The sequence below is a fragment of the Salinigranum salinum genome, from assembly GCF_009176545.1.
Classification (GTDB): Archaea; Halobacteriota; Halobacteria; order Halobacteriales; family Haloferacaceae; genus Salinigranum; species Salinigranum salinum.
Genome location: NZ_VTOJ01000002.1, coordinates 1,762,382 through 1,778,313 on the forward strand (window position 1 = coordinate 1,762,382; position 15,932 = coordinate 1,778,313).

The window sequence follows — 15,932 nt, forward strand, 5'->3', positions numbered from 1 at the left end:
GTTATGTGCGTGTTGGTGGACGGTCTCGTATGACGTGTACGGTCACGGCCGAGTACAGCCGCCGCGGACTCGACGTGGTGTTCCTCGAGAACGATCACCTGCGCGTCGAACTCCTCGCCGGGAAAGGGGGCGACGTCACCGAGATCACCGACAAGCGCACGGACACGAACGTGTTGTTCGAGGCGCCACACGGGTGGCGCCCGCCGGGGGACGGCGTCGTGGGAGCGCCCGACGGCGCGTTCGCGTTCCTCGACCACTACCCCGGCGGGTGGCAGAGCGTCCTCCCCGCGGCGGGCGGTCCCGCGTCGGTCGGCGGGACGCCGCTCGCGCTGCACGGGGAGTCGACACTGATCCCGTGGACCGCCCGGGTCACGACCGACACGCCCTCGCGGGTGGCGGTCGAACTCACCGCGTCGCTCACGCGCTACCCGTTCACAGTCGAACGCGAGGTCGAACTCGTGGCCGAGGAGCCGACGCTGAGCGTGACCGAGACGGTCACGAACGCCGGCGACGTGCCGGTCGACTACTCGTGGCTCCAGCACGTCGCGCTCGGCCCGCCGCTCGTCGCGCCCGAGGCGCGACTGTCGGTGCCGTGCGAGACGGTCGTCGTCGACCCCGACCAGACGACCGACAACGCACGGCTCCCACCCGGCGAGACGTTCGACTGGCCGGTCTGCGAGACGAGCGACGGCCCAGTCGATCTCCGGGAGTTCCCCCCGAGAGCGGAGCGGGTCCACGACCTCGTCGCGCTGACCGGTCTGCAGGAGGGTCGGTACACGGTCGCGAACCCCGCGATCGACCTCGGCGTGAGCGTCGAGTTCCCCCACGACCTCTACGAGTACCTCTGGTACTGGCAGCCGTTCGGCGGGTTCGAGGGGGCACCCTTCTTCGGTCGCAACTACAACGTCGGGCTAGAGCCGTGTACGTCGGTCCCGAACGCGGGGCTCGACCGAGCGATCGAGAACGGGACCGCGGAACGCCTCGACCCGGGTGCCCGCCAGGAGTCGACCGTCACGGTGACGACACACCCGGTCGACGACGACTAACCGACGGGCGACGCGCCGGGGAGGCGACGCGAAGTCAGACGCCGAACGTCCGCATCGCCAGCCACGCGTTGGTCAGCGGGTGGTAGCCGGGTTCGACGGCGACCCCTCGGTTGGGGTCGTCGCGCTCGTGGTCGCGGGTCAACCGCTCGTACCAGTTCCCGTGCCGGGGGTTGACGAAGTGCTCTTCGCCGTAGACCCAGAGCCGGTCGTACCACTCGTCGAACGTGTCGCCGGCGACGGTCCTCGCTGCGGTGTCGTCGGCGTCGTGCGCCGCGAGCAGGGCGGCGGCCCCGATCCCCTCGGTGTGGACCCAGCTGAACTTGTCCGCCACGACGGGGTCGCCCGTCTCGTCGGTCGTGTAGTAGAAGCCTCCGTGGGCGTCGTCCCAGCCGAGGTCGACCGCGGCCTCGAACAGCTCGACAGCACGCTCGTGGAACCACGCCTCGGGGTGGTGGTCGTCGAGCACCATCAGGAGCTTCGCCCACTCGAGGTGGTGGCCGGGTTCGTACCCCCACGGCCGGAACTGGTGGCGCGGCTGGTCGCGGTTGTAGTCGAGGTCGGCCTCCCACTCCTCCGTGTAATGTTCCCACAGGAGGCCGTCGGTCTGGCGGGTGACCTCACGCGTGAACGCGTCGGCTATCTCGTACGCCCGGTCGAGGAACGCGTCGTCGCTGGTGGCCTCGTACGCGGCGATCAGCGCCTCGCAGGTGTGCATGTTCGCGTTCTGTCCCCGGTACGGGGCGAGGTCGGACCAGTCGCCCGAAGCGTGATCGGCGCAGAGGCCGTAATCGGGCTCCCAGAAGTGGTCGTCGATGACGCCGAACGCCCGGTCGAGTTCCGCCCGCGCACCCTCGATCCCGATCTGGTGGGCGCGCGCCGCCGCGAGGAGGACGAACGCCTGGCCGTAACAGAAGCGGCGGTCGTCGACCGTTTCCCGGCCTTCGAGCACCCAGTCGTACCCTCCCTGACGCTCGTCCCAGTGGTGTCTCGACAGGAAGTCGAGCCCCCACTCGGCCGCGGTCCGGCACCAGACGGGGCCGTCGAGCAGCGCGCCGACGCTGAAGTTGTGGACGGCGCGGGCGGTCGCCACGAGGTGTTTCGTCCGCGCGTCGTACACGTGACCGTCGCGTTCATCGAGCCCGATGACGTAGCCGCCGTAGTGGACGTCGAGACACGTCGGGTAGTAAAACGAGAGAACGTCGTAGATCTGTCCCCGGAGCCAGCGCGGATCGCGGTACAGTGAGTCGGACATGGTACAGTCGTCTGTGGGGAGCAGTAAATAGTCGCTCCCTCGCGTCGTGGTTCGTCACACGAACTGTGCCGGACAGGGAGGGTGTGGTGCCCCGTTCCAGCCGTGTTCGAGTCGGTGCACGCGATGACGACCGTCTCTCGCGAACCGATAACGGCACTGGCAACGGTCCGGTGGCTCACCGATCACGGGACCATGACGTGGATTCGAACGCGAGACGCCGCTCGTCGGCCCCTTCGGTCACCGGCCTGTCCCGTCTCCGGCCTGCTGGGAGCGGACCGTGCTCGACGCGGGCGGCGGCAGCAGCACACGACCGTCGGGGTTCTCGGCTCGCCACTGCTCCCACGTCGTGACGGTCGACGGGAGAACCCGCAGGTCGGTCCCAGCCAGTGGTCCACAGATGGCCCTCCCCAGCAGCTGACTCCAGTAGCTCCGCGTCGCCTCGTCGTACATCACGAGGTTCTCGTCGGCCTCGACCGCACCCCGCTCGCCACCGACCCGTTCGGCCCCGAACGCGACCGTCGAGCCGTCGAGGGAGCCGTCCGACGACGGTGACCACAGGAGTCCCGACACGGCGAACGTCGTTCGCACTCCGTCGACGACGCGCTCGAAGACCAGCCCGCTCCGGCAGAGCGGACAGTACGTCACCGCCAGCGGCGTCCCACCGATCGTGTCGTTGACGATCTCGTGCCGTGTCAGGACCGTGATCGGGTAGGCCCGGGCGTGGGTGTCCGTCCCGACGCCGACGACCGTGGTCTCCGGCGAGAGTGCGTCGTTCCCCGCCGTGGCGTATCGGGAGTCAGCCGCGACGTCGCCCCAGTCCGGGCCGAACGCGGGGTCCACGATGGCGACGATCTGAGTGTCGTAGCGGATCGACTTCGAACAGACCGCCGGAGTCCGGGCCCGTCGTCCCGACGCCGATCGGTCTGAATCGGTCCCAGTGCCGCGAACGGCTCCGTCCACCTCGGCGGCGCGGGCAGTCCCGTCCGTCCTGGTGGCGCGAAACGGAGTCGTGCCGCCACGGTCCGTGCTCGCACGGCCGAGACAGCCGGCGACGCCGACCGTCATCCCGGAACCGAGGGAGCGGAGGAGTCGCCGCCGATGCATGTCGCTCTCATCGCGTCCCGTCCGCAAACCCGTTTCGGGGTCCTGCGCGGACCGTGCCACTGTCGAGCGGCGGAAGTTCACCGTCCCGCACGGTTCAGTACTCGACCGCGACGGCCCGGCCCGACGCCGCGGACTCGTACGCCGCGTCGACGACGGCGAGCGCCTCGACGGCTGTGTCGCCCGGCACTGCGGGGTCGGCACCGCGGAGCGTCTCGGCGAACCGCTCGAGCATGACCCGGTTCGGGTCGGTCCCGTAGAACACGGACGAGGTGCCGCCGTCGTCGCCGTCGCGTGTGACGCGGAACCGCTGTGCGAAACAGTCGAGGTGGACGACGCCCCGTGTGCCGGTGATCTCGAGCGTCGCGTTACCCCAGGCATCCCAGGCTTCGGGGCGGCTCCACGACCCGTCGAGGCTGAACGGCGTCTCCGCGCCGAGCGTCATCGACAGCAGGTTGACGTCCTCGACGTCGGCGTCGGTGAACCGGGTGGCCGTCTCGGCGTACACCTCGGTGACCCGGGCACCGGTCAGCCAGTGGACGAGGTCGACGACGTGGACGGTGTGGTCCATCACCGCACCGCCGCCGCTCTCGGCGGGATCCGCGAACCACCCGCCGGGGAACTGTCCGCGGTTCGTGCCGGAGAGCGCGACCAGCTCCCCGAGGGCGTCGAGGCAGTCACGGGCCTGGCGGGCGGGAACGCTGTGGCGGAGCGGCATGGCGACGCTCAACGACACGCCGGCGTCCGCGCAGGCGGCGGTGATCGCGGCCGCCTCGTCGGCGCTCGTCCCCAGCGGTTTCTCCGCGAGCACGTCGACCCCCGCGTCGGCGGCCGCGTGGACCCACTCGCCGCGGTCGGCGTTCGTCGAACAGACGACGACGCCGTCCGCCCGCTCGAAGAGCGCGTCGCGCGACCGAAGTTGGATGTCGTGGTCGGCGGCGAACCGTCGCCCGCGCTCGGTCCGTTCGTCGGCGACCCCGACGAACTCGACCCCCGGGAGCGAGTCCGAAAGGAGGTCCGCGTACGCGCCCGCGTGGACGTGGGCGACCGAACAGAGGCCAACGCTGACGGTCACGCGTCCACCTCCCTGACGACGACCGGTTCGTTCCGCGCGGCCGAGCGCCGCGCCGCGACGGCGAGTCGCACCGCCTCGACCGCATCCCGGACGGGCACCGGCGGCGGCCCGCCGGTGGTGACCATCTCGACGAACGCGTCGAGTTCGCGCCGGTAGCCGTCACGTCGGACGGGTGGCGGCAGGTCCACCTCCCCGGTGTCGCGGTCGCCACCGGTTCCCTCGAACCGCAACGGCACTCCGGTGTCGCTCTCGTAGGCGACGACGCCTCGCTCGCCGGCGACCTCGAACGCGCTCTCGAGTTCACCGCCGGCCGGTCGGTCCCACCCGGCCTCGACGACGCCGACGGCCCCGTTCGCGAACCGGAGCGTCGAGTGGCCCCGCTGGCACCGCTCGTCCCGGTGAACCCTGGCGAACACTCGCTCGACGTCGCCGACGGTCCACCGGCAGAAGTCGAACTCGTGGATGGCCAGATCGTGGAACACCCCGCCGCTCCGGTCCGCGTCGGCGTACCAGTCGGCCCAGTCGGGGAACGGCGAGACCCGCCGTGCCCGGACGGTCCCCGGTTCGCCGATCGCTCCCGCCGAGAGCGTCTCGGCGAGTTCGCGGTACGCGGGGAAGAACCGGAGCACGTGCCCCACGAAGAGCGACCCGTCTGCCGCCGCGACGGCGTCGGCGACCGCCTCCGCGTCGGCGACGGTGAGTGTGAGCGGCTTCTCACAGAAGACGTCGAACCCCCGCTCGACCGCCGCCGTCACGAGGGACCTGTGGGTCGGGGTCGGCGAACAGACGTCGACGGCGTCGAGGGCGGCGTCGCCGTCCATCATCGCCCCTGCGTCGGTGTGAGCCGTGGCGTCGAGCCCGTTCTCGGCGACGAACGACGAGGCGGCGGTCGGCGAGGCAACCGCCACGACCCGGGCGTCGTCCATCGCCCGATACCGGTCCAGATGCGTCTGTGCCATGAACCCGCTGCCGACGAGCCCGATACGAACCATACTCGCTGCATTGGACGAGCGGTGTGATAGTAGTTAGCACGGGAGGAGCGAGAGGTGTGAGGGTCGCACGCGTCCGTCGGCTCGCGTCGCCCGACCCGTCTCACCGCTCCTCCTCTTCGGTCTCGTACGCCTTCCCGACCGCCGAGGGCATCCGCGTCCGGCCGACCAGCGTCAACACCACGAGGACGGCGAAGAAGGGGAACAGCCCCGCGAGTCGGTTCGGAATGCTGATCCCGACGGTCTGGAGCTGGATCTGGAGGGCGTTGACGCCCCCGAACAGCAGCGAGGCGCCGAACGTGCCGAGGGGGTTGTAATTGCCGAAGAGGTAGGCCGTGATCGCGATCCACCCGCGACCGTTGACCATCGTGACGCCCCGGCCGACGAACCCGGCGGAGAACGCGATCGTGAGCGAGGCCCCACCCAGCCCGCAGAGCGCACCCGAGAGAACGACAGCCGCGTACCGGACGCGGTTGACGCCGATGCCAGCGGTGTCGAGCGCCTGTGGGTTCTCGCCCGCGGCCTGGATCCAGTAGCCGAACCGGGTGTACTCGAGGACCACGTAGGCCGCGACGACGATCACGAGTGTCAACATCACGAGCGGTGAGGCCGCGAAGAGGAGCGGCCCGAAGAACGGGATCTCGGAGAGCCCCGGGACGACGACCTCGTTGATGCTCCGGAGCGGGGGACTGTTCACCTGTCCCCAGAGGACGATCGCGCCGAACGGACCGAACCCGAGCCCGATGAACCAGACGGCGAGCCCGGCGACGATCTGGTTCGCCTTGTACCGGATGGTGAGGACGGCGAACAGCGCCGCCAGGACCGCCGTCGAGACGACGGCGGCGAGCACGCTTATCCAGAGGTCGAGCTGGCTGATCTGCCCCCCGCCGGAGACGAGAAACGCGGCCGCACCCGCGAAGAACGCCCCGAAGATGAGAAAGCCCTCGAGCCCGATGTTGAACACCCCGCTCTTCTCCGCGTAGAGGCCGCCGATGGCGGCCAGAGTGATAGGAGTCGAGAGCCGCAGTGCCCGCTCGAACGTCCCCGTCGTCGTCAGCTCGCCGACGACGGTGTCGGGGAAGACGGCACCGACGAGCGCGAGCCCGAAGAAGACGGCTGTGGCGGCGAGCGTCGTCCCGTGGCGGTGACGCAGCCGACCGAGATCGACGCTCATCGGTCGTCACCCCGCAGGCGTCGGCCGGCCATCCTGAACAGCTCGGGCGTCGCCACGAACAGCACGATGAGACCGATGATGCCGTTGACGAGCTCTTTCGGGACCATGAGGTTGACGTCGACGAACTGTTTCGCGGTCGCGAGCCCGCCGAACAGCAGCCCCGCCGGCACGACGGCGAGCGGGTTGTTCGCCGCCAGCAGGCTCACCGCGATGGCGTCGAAGCCGAACGTCGGGAAGACACCGGGGTCCTGGAAGTAGCCCACGATCATGACCACGTAGACCGCGCCGGTGAGCCCGGCGAGCATCCCCGAGAACACCATCGTCGTGACGGTGGTCCGCTTCGGCTCGACGCCGCTGTACGCCGAGGCGGCCGCCTGGTAGCCGGTCGTGCGGAGGTCGTAGCCGAACCGCGTGTTCGTCATCACGACGGAGACGACGACGACCGCGGCGAGCGCGATGGCGAGACCGATCACGGAGAACGAACTCGAGTTGGCGAACAGGGACGGGAACCCGGCGTACGCCGGGAAGTCCGGCGTCTTCGGCGCGGCCGCCCCGGGTGCCTTCAGCGGCCCGTCGACGAGGACGAACAGGACGCCCGTCGCGATGAAGTTGAGCATGATCGTGGTGATGACCTCGTTCGCGTCGGCGTAGGCCTTCATCAGCCCGGGGATCGTCGCGTACGCCGCGCCACCGCCGACGCCGCTCACCAGTCCCAGCAGGACTAAGACGACGCCGCCGATGCCGTTGGCGGGCAGGAACGGCGCGAGCCAGAGGATCGTCATCGACGTCGCGAACGCTCCCACGACCATCTGTCCCTGGACGCCGATGTTGAACACGTTCGCCCGGAAGGCGAACGCGACGGCGAGCCCGGCGAGGATCAGCATCGTCGTCTTGCGGAGCGTGAACGCGATCTGGCCGGGCGTGCCGACCGCGCCGTACAGCAGCGAGTACATGAACAGCCCCGTGTCGTGGCCCATCACCACGAGGATCGCGGCGGCGATGACCAGCGAGAACGCGATGGCGGCGAGGGCGATCAGCAGCCGTTCGAGGACGCTGGCGTCCACCAGGCGGGCGAGGAGCCACCGGGAGTTCCGCCGGAGACGGTCGACGGCGCTCACCGGCTCTCACTCCGTGCGTCCGCTGCGTCGGGTCGGCGGCCGGCCATGAGCAGTCCAAGCTCCGCGTCGGTCACCGTGTCGGGGTCGACGACGTCGGTAAAGCTCCCCTCGTACATCACCGCGAGTCGGTCGGAGAGCTTCCGCATCTCGTCGAGCTTCGAGGAGACGAGCAGCACCGACACACCCTCCGCTCGCATCTCGAGCAACTGTTCGTGGATGAACTCGATCGAGCCGACGTCGACACCCCGCGTGGGGTGGGCGGCGACGACCAGTGTCGGATCGTGTTCGAACTCGCGACCCACGATGAACTTCTGCTGGTTTCCTCCCGAGAACGAGCGCGCGAGCGTGTCGACGTCCGGGGGCTGGACGTCGTACTTCTCGACGATCGCCTCGGCGTGCTCGCGGACGGCCGGCCAGTTCAACAGGCGGCCGTCGGAGAACGGCGAGAGCGTCTGGTTACCGAGGAGCGCGTTCTCGACGAGGTCGTACGCGAGGACGAGTCCCTCCTCGTGGCGGTCCTCGGGGATGTACGCGATGCCGGCCTCGATCCGTTCACGCCGCGAGAGCGGGCTGATGTCTCGGCCCTCGAACTCGACGCGGCCACCAGCCAGCGTCCGGAGTCCGGTCACGGCCTCGACCAGTTCCGACTGACCGTTTCCCTCGACTCCGGCGATGCCGAACACCTCGCCCTCGCGGACGCTGAAGTCGACGCCAGCGACCTGTTCGATCCCACGGTCGTCGTCGACACGGAGAGTCTCCGCTGACAGAACCACGTCGCCGGGGTCGTGGGGGGAGCGCTCGACGTCGAACAGCACGTCGCGGCCGACCATCATCCGCGCGAGCTCCGTCTGCGTCGTGGAGTCGGTGGAGACCGTTCCAATCTTCCGGCCGTCGCGCAGGACCGTGATGACGTCCGCGGCCGTCATCGCCTCCTCCAGTTTGTGCGTGATGAAGACGATCGAGTGGCCCTCCTCCGTGAGTTCGGCCATCACCCGGTAGAGCGACTCGACCTCCTGCGGGGTCAACACCGCGGTCGGTTCGTCGAGCACGAAGACATTGGCGCCGCGGTACAGCGTCTTGAGGATCTCGACGCGCTGCTGGAGGCCGACGCCGATGTCTTCGACCCTCGCGTCGAGCCGCTCGTCGACCGCGAACCCGTACGCGTCACAGAGTGCTCCGATCCGCTCTCTGGCGGCCGACCGATCGACGAACCCGAGGCCGCCACCGGTCGGTTCGTGTCCCAGAACGACGTTCTGGAGGACGGTCATCGTGTCCACGAGCATGAAATGCTGGTGGATCATCCCCAGACCCGCCTCGATCGCCTCCTGTGGGGAGTCGAACGTCCGGGGCTCCCCGTCGACGTAGATCTCGCCCTCGTCCGGGCGATAGAGCCCGTAGAGAACGTTCATCAGCGTCGTCTTCCCCGCACCGTTCTCCCCGACGAGGGCGTGGATCGTCCCCCGGTCGAGGGTGAAGTCCACGTCGTCGTTGGCGACGATGTCGCCGAACCGCTTGGTGATCCCCTCCAGGCGAACGGCAGGGGTGTTCGGTCCCGACATACGTTACCTGGTCGCCCTCCGGGGGGAGTGTATAAACGTGATCATGAGACGCACCGCCCGATGACGGTCACTGACAGCCCGCAGCGGTGCACGGAACGGTGATGCTACCGTCGACGATGGCGTTCTTGGCGTCCTCGAGGTTCGTGTCGAGGGCGGCAGGGAGCTTCGACTCCAGCCCGCCGCCTTTGACGAATCTGACGGCGTCCTCTTTGAGGCCGAGCACGTTGCGACCGTTCACCGCCTCCCAGTTGTCCTCGCGGACTCCCTTCGCCACCTCGTAGGTCCCCACGTTGAGGAACTTGACCGCACTGCCGATGATGACGTCGGAGTACTGCGGGAGCGTCTGTGACTGGTCGGCGTCGACGCCGATGGCGAAGCGGTCGCGGTCCTGCGCGGCCTGGAAGATGCCGGGACCGGTTCCGGCCGCGGCGTGGTAGACGATGTCCGCCCCGTCGTCGTACTGTGAGAGCGCGACCTCCTTGCCGGCCGCGGGGTCCTGGAACGACCCCGCGTAGCCGACCTTGACCTCGGTCCCCTCGTCGACCCAGTGGACCCCCTCGACGTACGCCCGCTGGAACGCCCGGATGAGCGCGGAGTCGACCCCGCCGACGAACCCGACGACCGTCCCGTCCGGGTCGGTCGCGTTGTCGTCGTGGGTCAGCTCGCGGGTCGTCATCGTCCCCGCCGCGACACCGGCGAGATACGACATCTCGTGGTTCGCCCAGACGTAGCCGGCGACGTTCTCGAAGTGTTCGCCGTTCTCCTTGAACAGCCCCTGGTTGATGAGCATCCACTTCTGGTCGGGGAAGTTCGCGGCGTTCTGCTTCAGCGCGGAGGCCTGGTAGAAGCCCACACAGACGATGAGGTCGTAGTCGGTGCTGCTCTCTGCGAGCTGGCTCTGGAGGCTCTCGTACTGACCGCCCTCACCCTGGACCCTGTTGACGCTGCCGCCGAACTCGCTGACGGCCCGGTTCAGCCCCTGTAACGCCATGTCGTTGTACGCCTTGTCGCCGAACCCACCGGGTCCGGAGATGATCGCGAGGTCCAGTCCCTCCTGTGGGGTGGCGGTATCGTCGCCACCGTCGCTCCCACTACCGTCGCCACCATCGCCACCGTCGCTACCGTCGCCGCTGCTGCTGTCGCCGCCGCCGCCGCCACCGCCGCCGTCACCGTCGCCACCGGTTCCGGGCTCGCTGAGACACCCCGCGAGTGCGCCACCGGCCCCGATCCCTGCACCAGTCCGCCTGAGGAAGTTCCGTCGTCTCATTGTGTGTCACCTGTTACCGTGGCTTCATCACGATTATTCGGAACATAATTAAATCTGACGGGTGGGCGTCACGAACGCCCACGAACCGCCCGTGAGACACCGCGAACGACGGCGTGAGGTCGGTCGCGTGGCCAGGGGCCGGACGGCTCGGCGGGGAAGAGCGGGTCGTACCGCCCTCGCCGTCACTCCGATCACTCGGGTCGCTCCGGTCACTCTGATCGCTCGGATCGCTCGTGGGGCCGTGACCGCCCCGACGAACGGCCCGTCTCGCCGCTCACACGTCGTCACGCGCCGTCACGCGCCGACGCGGACCGCCCTCCTCGAGGGCGAGAGGCCGACCGCGGTCACCAGGAGGTGATCTCGACGTCCTGCAGGGGACGGTCCAACGGGATCGACACCTGACCGTTCGCGTAGTGCGAGACGTAGAAGCCGACGATGATCTCGAGCGACCTGGTGGCGTCCACACCGGTCGAGGGGTTCTCCGCCTCGCCGTCGAGCATCGCGACGAGGTGTTCGACCGCGTTGGGGAACGCCTGTTCGTAGTCGTCGTCCCACGACCAGGCGTCGTCGATGCCCGGGAGCGGTTCCTCGACGTGTTCGCCGTCGTCGAGCCGCCAGTACCGCCACTCGCCGTCGTCGTTGTTCAGGTAGAGTTTCCCCTCGCTGCCGATGAAGGTGAAGGCCATCGACGAGTCCGCCCGCGGGATCGTACAGTCGACGGTGGTGAAGGTCCCGTCGTCCATGACGACGAATCCGCCGCCACCGGCGTCGTCGACCTCGCGCCCCGCGCCGAGCGATTCGGCCGCCTCGTTCTCGCCGGTGATGTACCCCGCGACCCGTTCGGCGCGCGCGTCGAGGAGGTAGACGAGCGTGTCGAGCAGGTGGGTCGAGTTGCGCAGCAGTTCCATCCGGAACTGTGCGTTCACCGAGTGGACGTCGCCCAGGATGCCCCCGTCGTGGATGAGGTCGTGGAGCCGCTGGAGCTTCTCCGTGAATCGAAACGAGTGGTTCACCACGAGCTCCGTCCCCTCCCGCTCGCAGACGTCGATCATCTCCTTCGCGTCGGTGACCCGCGAGGCGATGGGCTTCTCACACCAGATCACGTCGGGGTCGGCCGCGGATTCGGCGGCGTCGACGACGTGGCGGTGGTGGAGGTACGACGGGGTCGCGACCGACACCACGTCGAGGTCCTCGGCCGCGAGCATCGCCTCGTGGCCGAGGTACTGGCGGTCGTCGGGGATGTCCCAGGCCGTCCCGAACGTCTCGAGTTTCTCCTCGTCGACGTCCGCGATGGCGACGAGGTCGATGCCGTCGGTGGCGTCGAAGCCACCCGCGTGGCTCGCCCGTACCTTCTTCTTCCCGATGTCCTCGGCGTCGTGCATCCCGAGGATGCCCATGCCGGCGATGCCGCCCGTTCCGATGATCCCTGCGGTGTAGCTCATTGTCCGTGTCGTATGCTCCGTCGCGTCACTCGTAGACGTGGACGCTGCCGGTCGCGTTGTCCTCGATGTACTCCCAGTCGTAGTCGACGCCGAGACCGGGACCGTCGGGCACCGAGACGGTTCCGTCGTCGTCGACGGTCTCGATCATGTCGGAGTAGCCCTCCTCGTACACCGGCGGCATCGTGTTCTGGCAGTCGGGGTGGACCAGCGCCAGTTCGTAGTAGTTGGCGTTGCGCGCCGCCGCGATGCAGTGGCGCTGGGCCGGGCCCGGCGCGTGGAACTCCACGTCGAGTCCCAGTCCCTCGGCGATCCGGGCACGCTTCATCGCGCCGGTGATGCCGCCGTCGTACTCGGGGTCCGCGCGACCGAAGTCGGTCGCGCCCGAGACGAGGAAGTCGGTGTACGGTTCCAGTCCCCGGACGTGCTCGGTCTGCAGCAGCGGTGTCGAGAGCCGTTCGGCCAGCCGGTTGTGGGCGTGCTGGGAGATGCCGCCGTCGCGGTAGGGGTCCTCGTACCAGTAGAAGTCCTGTTCGTCGCAGGCCCGACCCACTTTCAGCGCGTCCGCGAACGTCTCGTACTCGCAGGCTGGATCGAGCATCAGGTCCATCTCGTCGCCGACGCGCTCGCCGACGGCGTGGACCGTCTCGACCTCGCGGTCGACGTCGCGCTCGGCGTCGCTGCCGCCCCAGCCGTGGATCTTGAAGCCGCCGAACCCCATCTCCAGACACGCCTCCGCGAAGTCGGCGAACGCCTCGGGCGAGTCAAGCCCGCCGTTGGTGTCGCCGTGGTACGTCGAGGCGTACGCGGGCAGTCGCGTCCGGTAGCTCCCGAGCAGTTCGTGGATCGGCGCGTCGTGGTACTTGCCCGCGAAGTCCCACAGCGCGATGTCGACGGGACCGATCCCCATGCGGTCGTACTTGCGGAGGCCGCGCTTGATCTCGGACCAGTGGCGCTCGCGGTGGAGCGGGTTCTTCCCGAGGAGGTAGTCGGCGAACGTGTTGATCTGGGCCGCGCCCGGGGAGTTGCCGCCGACGTACTCGCCGGTGATCCCCTCGTCGGTGTGGACGCGGAGCGCGAACAGTTTGCGGTGCGTGACGCTCCCGGACTCGTAGACGAGGTTGAACCCGTTGTCGTCGGTGCCGACGTCCTCCAGCGGGTAGGAGAACTCGGTGCTCTCGATCCGTTCGATCTGCGGTGGCATGAGAGAAGCGTCCAGCGGCGACTTAATAAATCCCACACTGACGTGACCGCGGCGGGGGAGGGGAGACAGCAATCGCCGGTCAGACCCACGGAACGTCGCCACAGAGGGCCGCGACCGGATCCGGGCCGGTCAGCGCCGTGACCGCGCCCGGCTGCGTCGTCGTCACCGCGCCGACGGCGTTCGCCACCGAGAGCACTCGTTCGGCGTCGGTCACGCCGTTCGTCATCGCGGCGATCGCGCCCGCGAGGAAGCCGTCGCCCGCCCCCGTCGTGTCGACGACGTCCACGTCGTACCCCACGTGCCGGGCGACGCCCGCGAAGGGGCTCGACTCGGCACCGTACACGAGCGACCCCGCGCCGCCGAGCGTCAGGAACACCGTCGCCGGGCCGCGTGCCGTGACCGACCGCGCCAGTTCGGCGGGATCGGACGCTCCGAACCCCGCGGCTGCGAGGTCCTCCGGAGTCGCCTTGAGCACGTCCACGTGGTCGAGCGCCCCCCGCACGACGGCGGCGAACTCCTGCGTGGAGTGCCACATCTCCGGCCGGGCGTTCGGATCGAGCGACACCGTACAGCCCGCCTCGTGTGCGCGCTCGGCGAGTTCGAGCGTCGCGGTGCGGCTGGGCTCGACGCTGAGCGTGACACCGGTCAGGTGGACCCACGAGACGTCGGCGAGCGTCTCGTCGGTGACGGTGCCTGGCTGCATCCGGGTGTCGGCCGTCCCCTCGCGGTAGAAGCTGAACCCCCGCTCGCCGTCGGCGTCGTGCGAGACGAACGCGAGCGTCGTCTTCGCGTCGGCGTCGCGGACCACGTACTCCGCGGGGATGTCGCTCTCGGCGAGGACCCCGGCGAGGAACTGGCCGAACGAGTCCGTGGCGAGGCGCGTCCAGAACAGCGGCGGGGCACCGATCCGTGACAGCGCCATGGCGACGTTCGCGGCCGAGCCGCCGAACTTCCCCGCGAAGTCGGTCGTCGGTTCACCGTCGCCGGCGGGCATGAAGTCGACCAGCGTGTCGCCGGCGACCAGGACCTCCGGAGCGGTCGTCCCCATCCCTGGTCACCTCTGGTCCTCGCTCGCGTCCGCACGTAGCGGATCGCCGCGATCGCCCCAGTCGTCGCGGAAGCCGGCCAGCCCCTCGTCGGTCTTGTGGTGGTCGAAGCTCGCCTCGAACACCGACGGGGGGAGGGTGAGCGCGTCGACGCCCGCGCGGTAGAGCTCCCGGGCCTGCTGCGTGTTCCGGACGCTGGCGGCCAGCACCTCCGTGTCGAAGCCGTACGCGTCGAACGCGGCCTGGATGTCCCGCGTCACCTGGAGGCCGTCCTCGCCCGCGTCGGTCAGCCGGCCCACGTACGGGGCGACGAACGTCGCGTCGTTCTTCGCCGCGAGGACCGCCTGCGACACCGAGAAGAGGACCGTGACCCCCGCGCGGATCCCCTCGCCACGGAGTCGGTCGAGCGCCTCGTACCCCGCGGTCGTCGCCGGGATCTTCACGATCACGTCCGGGGCCCACGCGTCGTACGCCCGGCCCTGCTCGACCATCCCCGAGACGTCGTCCGCGATCACCTGGGCGAACACCGGCCCGTCGATCCGCTCGGCGATCGACGCCACGACCTCGTGGTAGGTGTACTCGGTCTCGGCGACGATCGAGGGGTTCGTCGTCACTCCGTCGATGACGCCGGACCGCGCGTACGTCTCGATGAGGTCGAGATCCGCCGTGTCGACGTACAGATGCATACGCAGGGTGTCGGTCGCGCGGCACATGAAAGTATACCGTCGACGTCGATGGTGATGGAGATGGAGACAGCGACAGTGACGGCGACGGCGACAGTGACGGGCAGGAAACGACACGACCGAGCGTAGCTCACCGGCCGCCGGCCAGATAGCCGCCGTCGACGACCAGGTCCGTGCCCGTGATCCACGCGGCGGCGTCGCTGGCGAGGAAGGCGACCGCCTCGGCGACGTCGCGCGGCTCGCCGACCCGCGAGAGGAGCGTCCGCTCCGCTTCGCGTTCGATCGTCGCCTCGTCGTTGAGGTCCTGCATCGGCGTCTTCACCACGCCGGGGAGGACGGCGTTGGCCGTGGCGTCGCTCGCGGCGGCCTCGATCGCCAGCTCGCGGGTGAGCGCGACGACACCGGCCTTGCTCGCGGCGTACGGCGGACCGCTCCCACCCCGGTAGGCGTTGACGCTGGCGACGTTGACGATGCGGCCGCGGTCGGAGGCGTGCAGGTGTGGCATCGCGTACTTCGCGGTCAGGAAGTAGCCCGCCAGGTTGACGCCGAGGACGCGGTTCCACTGCTCGAACGTGAGCTCCTGTGTGGTGCCGGGGATCTGGATGCCCGCGTTGTTGACGAGCACGTCGAGCCCGTCGAACGTCTCGACCGTCCGCTCGACGAGTCGTTCGACGTCGGTCTCGTCGCTCGTGTCCGTCTCGACGAACAGCGAGTCGACGCCGTAGTCGTCGGCGACGAGTTCGTCCGTCGGTCGCGTGACGTCAGTGTCGTACCGCGCACCCTGTTTCGGCTCACGACGCAGGTCCGCGACGACGACGCTCGCGCCGTCCGCGGCGAGCCGAGTCGCGATCCCCCGCCCGATCCCGCTCGCGCCACCGGTGACGACGGCGACCACCCCGCTGAGAGACATACGCACCACTCCCGCGGCGGCCGAATGACTGTTGCGGTCGGCCACGGTCCGGCTGCCGTCACACGGGCG

At 69.3% G+C, this 15,932-nt stretch carries 14 protein-coding genes; 1 reads left to right on the forward strand and 13 read right to left on the reverse strand.

The window, feature by feature from the left end; translation table 11 throughout:
• The first annotated feature begins 29 nt into the window (after positions 1 to 29).
• Complete coding sequence (locus tag FZP69_RS19925) at positions 30 to 1,046, forward strand: aldose 1-epimerase (protein WP_152043106.1); 1,017 nt, start codon at positions 30 to 32, stop codon at positions 1,044 to 1,046.
• A 34-nt stretch (positions 1,047 to 1,080) separates the two neighbouring features.
• Here the strand turns inward: FZP69_RS19925 and FZP69_RS19930 are convergent, their stop codons facing one another.
• From FZP69_RS19930 to FZP69_RS19990, 13 genes are all read right to left on the reverse strand, one after another.
• Positions 1,081 to 2,298 carry an AGE family epimerase/isomerase gene (locus FZP69_RS19930; protein ID WP_152043107.1) on the reverse strand — a complete coding sequence of 406 codons (1,218 nt, stop codon included), beginning with the start codon at positions 2,296 to 2,298 and terminating at the stop codon, positions 1,081 to 1,083.
• A 237-nt stretch (positions 2,299 to 2,535) separates the two neighbouring features.
• Entirely contained in the window at positions 2,536 to 3,402 is an 867-nt protein-coding gene (locus tag FZP69_RS19935) for a DUF3179 domain-containing (seleno)protein (RefSeq protein WP_240137725.1), read from the reverse strand.
• Positions 3,403 to 3,496: 94 nt separating this feature from the next.
• Positions 3,497 to 4,474, reverse strand: a complete 978-nt coding sequence (locus FZP69_RS19940; RefSeq protein WP_152043108.1) for a Gfo/Idh/MocA family protein — start codon at positions 4,472 to 4,474, stop codon at positions 3,497 to 3,499.
• The gene (locus tag FZP69_RS19945; protein WP_152043109.1) at positions 4,471 to 5,466 is read right to left on the reverse strand and encodes a Gfo/Idh/MocA family protein; all 996 of its coding nucleotides are present in this window, start codon (positions 5,464 to 5,466) and stop codon (positions 4,471 to 4,473) included. The genes FZP69_RS19940 and FZP69_RS19945 overlap by 4 nt, the downstream gene beginning before the upstream one ends.
• Positions 5,467 to 5,566: 100 nt before the next feature.
• Positions 5,567 to 6,637: an ABC transporter permease gene (locus tag FZP69_RS19950; RefSeq protein ID WP_152043110.1), complete on the reverse strand. Its 1,071-nt coding sequence runs from the start codon at positions 6,635 to 6,637 to the stop codon at positions 5,567 to 5,569.
• The gene (locus FZP69_RS19955) at positions 6,634 to 7,755 is read right to left on the reverse strand and encodes an ABC transporter permease (protein ID WP_240137727.1); all 1,122 of its coding nucleotides are present in this window, start codon (positions 7,753 to 7,755) and stop codon (positions 6,634 to 6,636) included. The genes FZP69_RS19950 and FZP69_RS19955 overlap by 4 nt, the downstream gene beginning before the upstream one ends.
• The gene (locus FZP69_RS19960) at positions 7,752 to 9,314 is read right to left on the reverse strand and encodes an ABC transporter ATP-binding protein (RefSeq protein WP_152043111.1); all 1,563 of its coding nucleotides are present in this window, start codon (positions 9,312 to 9,314) and stop codon (positions 7,752 to 7,754) included. The genes FZP69_RS19955 and FZP69_RS19960 overlap by 4 nt, the downstream gene beginning before the upstream one ends.
• Before the next feature lie 67 nt (positions 9,315 to 9,381).
• On the reverse strand, positions 9,382 to 10,581 hold the full coding sequence (locus FZP69_RS19965) for a BMP family lipoprotein (protein ID WP_152043112.1): 1,200 nt from the start codon (positions 10,579 to 10,581) through the stop codon (positions 9,382 to 9,384).
• 344 nt (positions 10,582 to 10,925) lie between these two features.
• A complete protein-coding gene (locus tag FZP69_RS19970; RefSeq protein WP_152043113.1) occupies positions 10,926 to 12,023 on the reverse strand; it encodes a Gfo/Idh/MocA family protein in 1,098 nt (365 codons plus the stop codon).
• 25 nt (positions 12,024 to 12,048) lie between these two features.
• Positions 12,049 to 13,224, reverse strand: a complete 1,176-nt coding sequence (locus FZP69_RS19975) for an enolase C-terminal domain-like protein (RefSeq protein ID WP_152043114.1) — start codon at positions 13,222 to 13,224, stop codon at positions 12,049 to 12,051.
• A gap of 79 nt (positions 13,225 to 13,303) precedes the next feature.
• Positions 13,304 to 14,272: a carbohydrate kinase family protein gene (locus FZP69_RS19980; RefSeq protein ID WP_152043115.1), complete on the reverse strand. Its 969-nt coding sequence runs from the start codon at positions 14,270 to 14,272 to the stop codon at positions 13,304 to 13,306.
• Positions 14,273 to 14,278: 6 nt separating this feature from the next.
• Positions 14,279 to 14,956 (reverse strand): transaldolase family protein, encoded by a 678-nt coding sequence (locus tag FZP69_RS19985; RefSeq protein ID WP_192918663.1) that lies wholly within the window; start codon positions 14,954 to 14,956, stop codon positions 14,279 to 14,281.
• Between the two features lie 127 nt (positions 14,957 to 15,083).
• Positions 15,084 to 15,863, reverse strand: a complete 780-nt coding sequence (locus tag FZP69_RS19990; protein WP_192918664.1) for an SDR family NAD(P)-dependent oxidoreductase — start codon at positions 15,861 to 15,863, stop codon at positions 15,084 to 15,086.
• Positions 15,864 to 15,932: the final 69 nt, after the last annotated feature.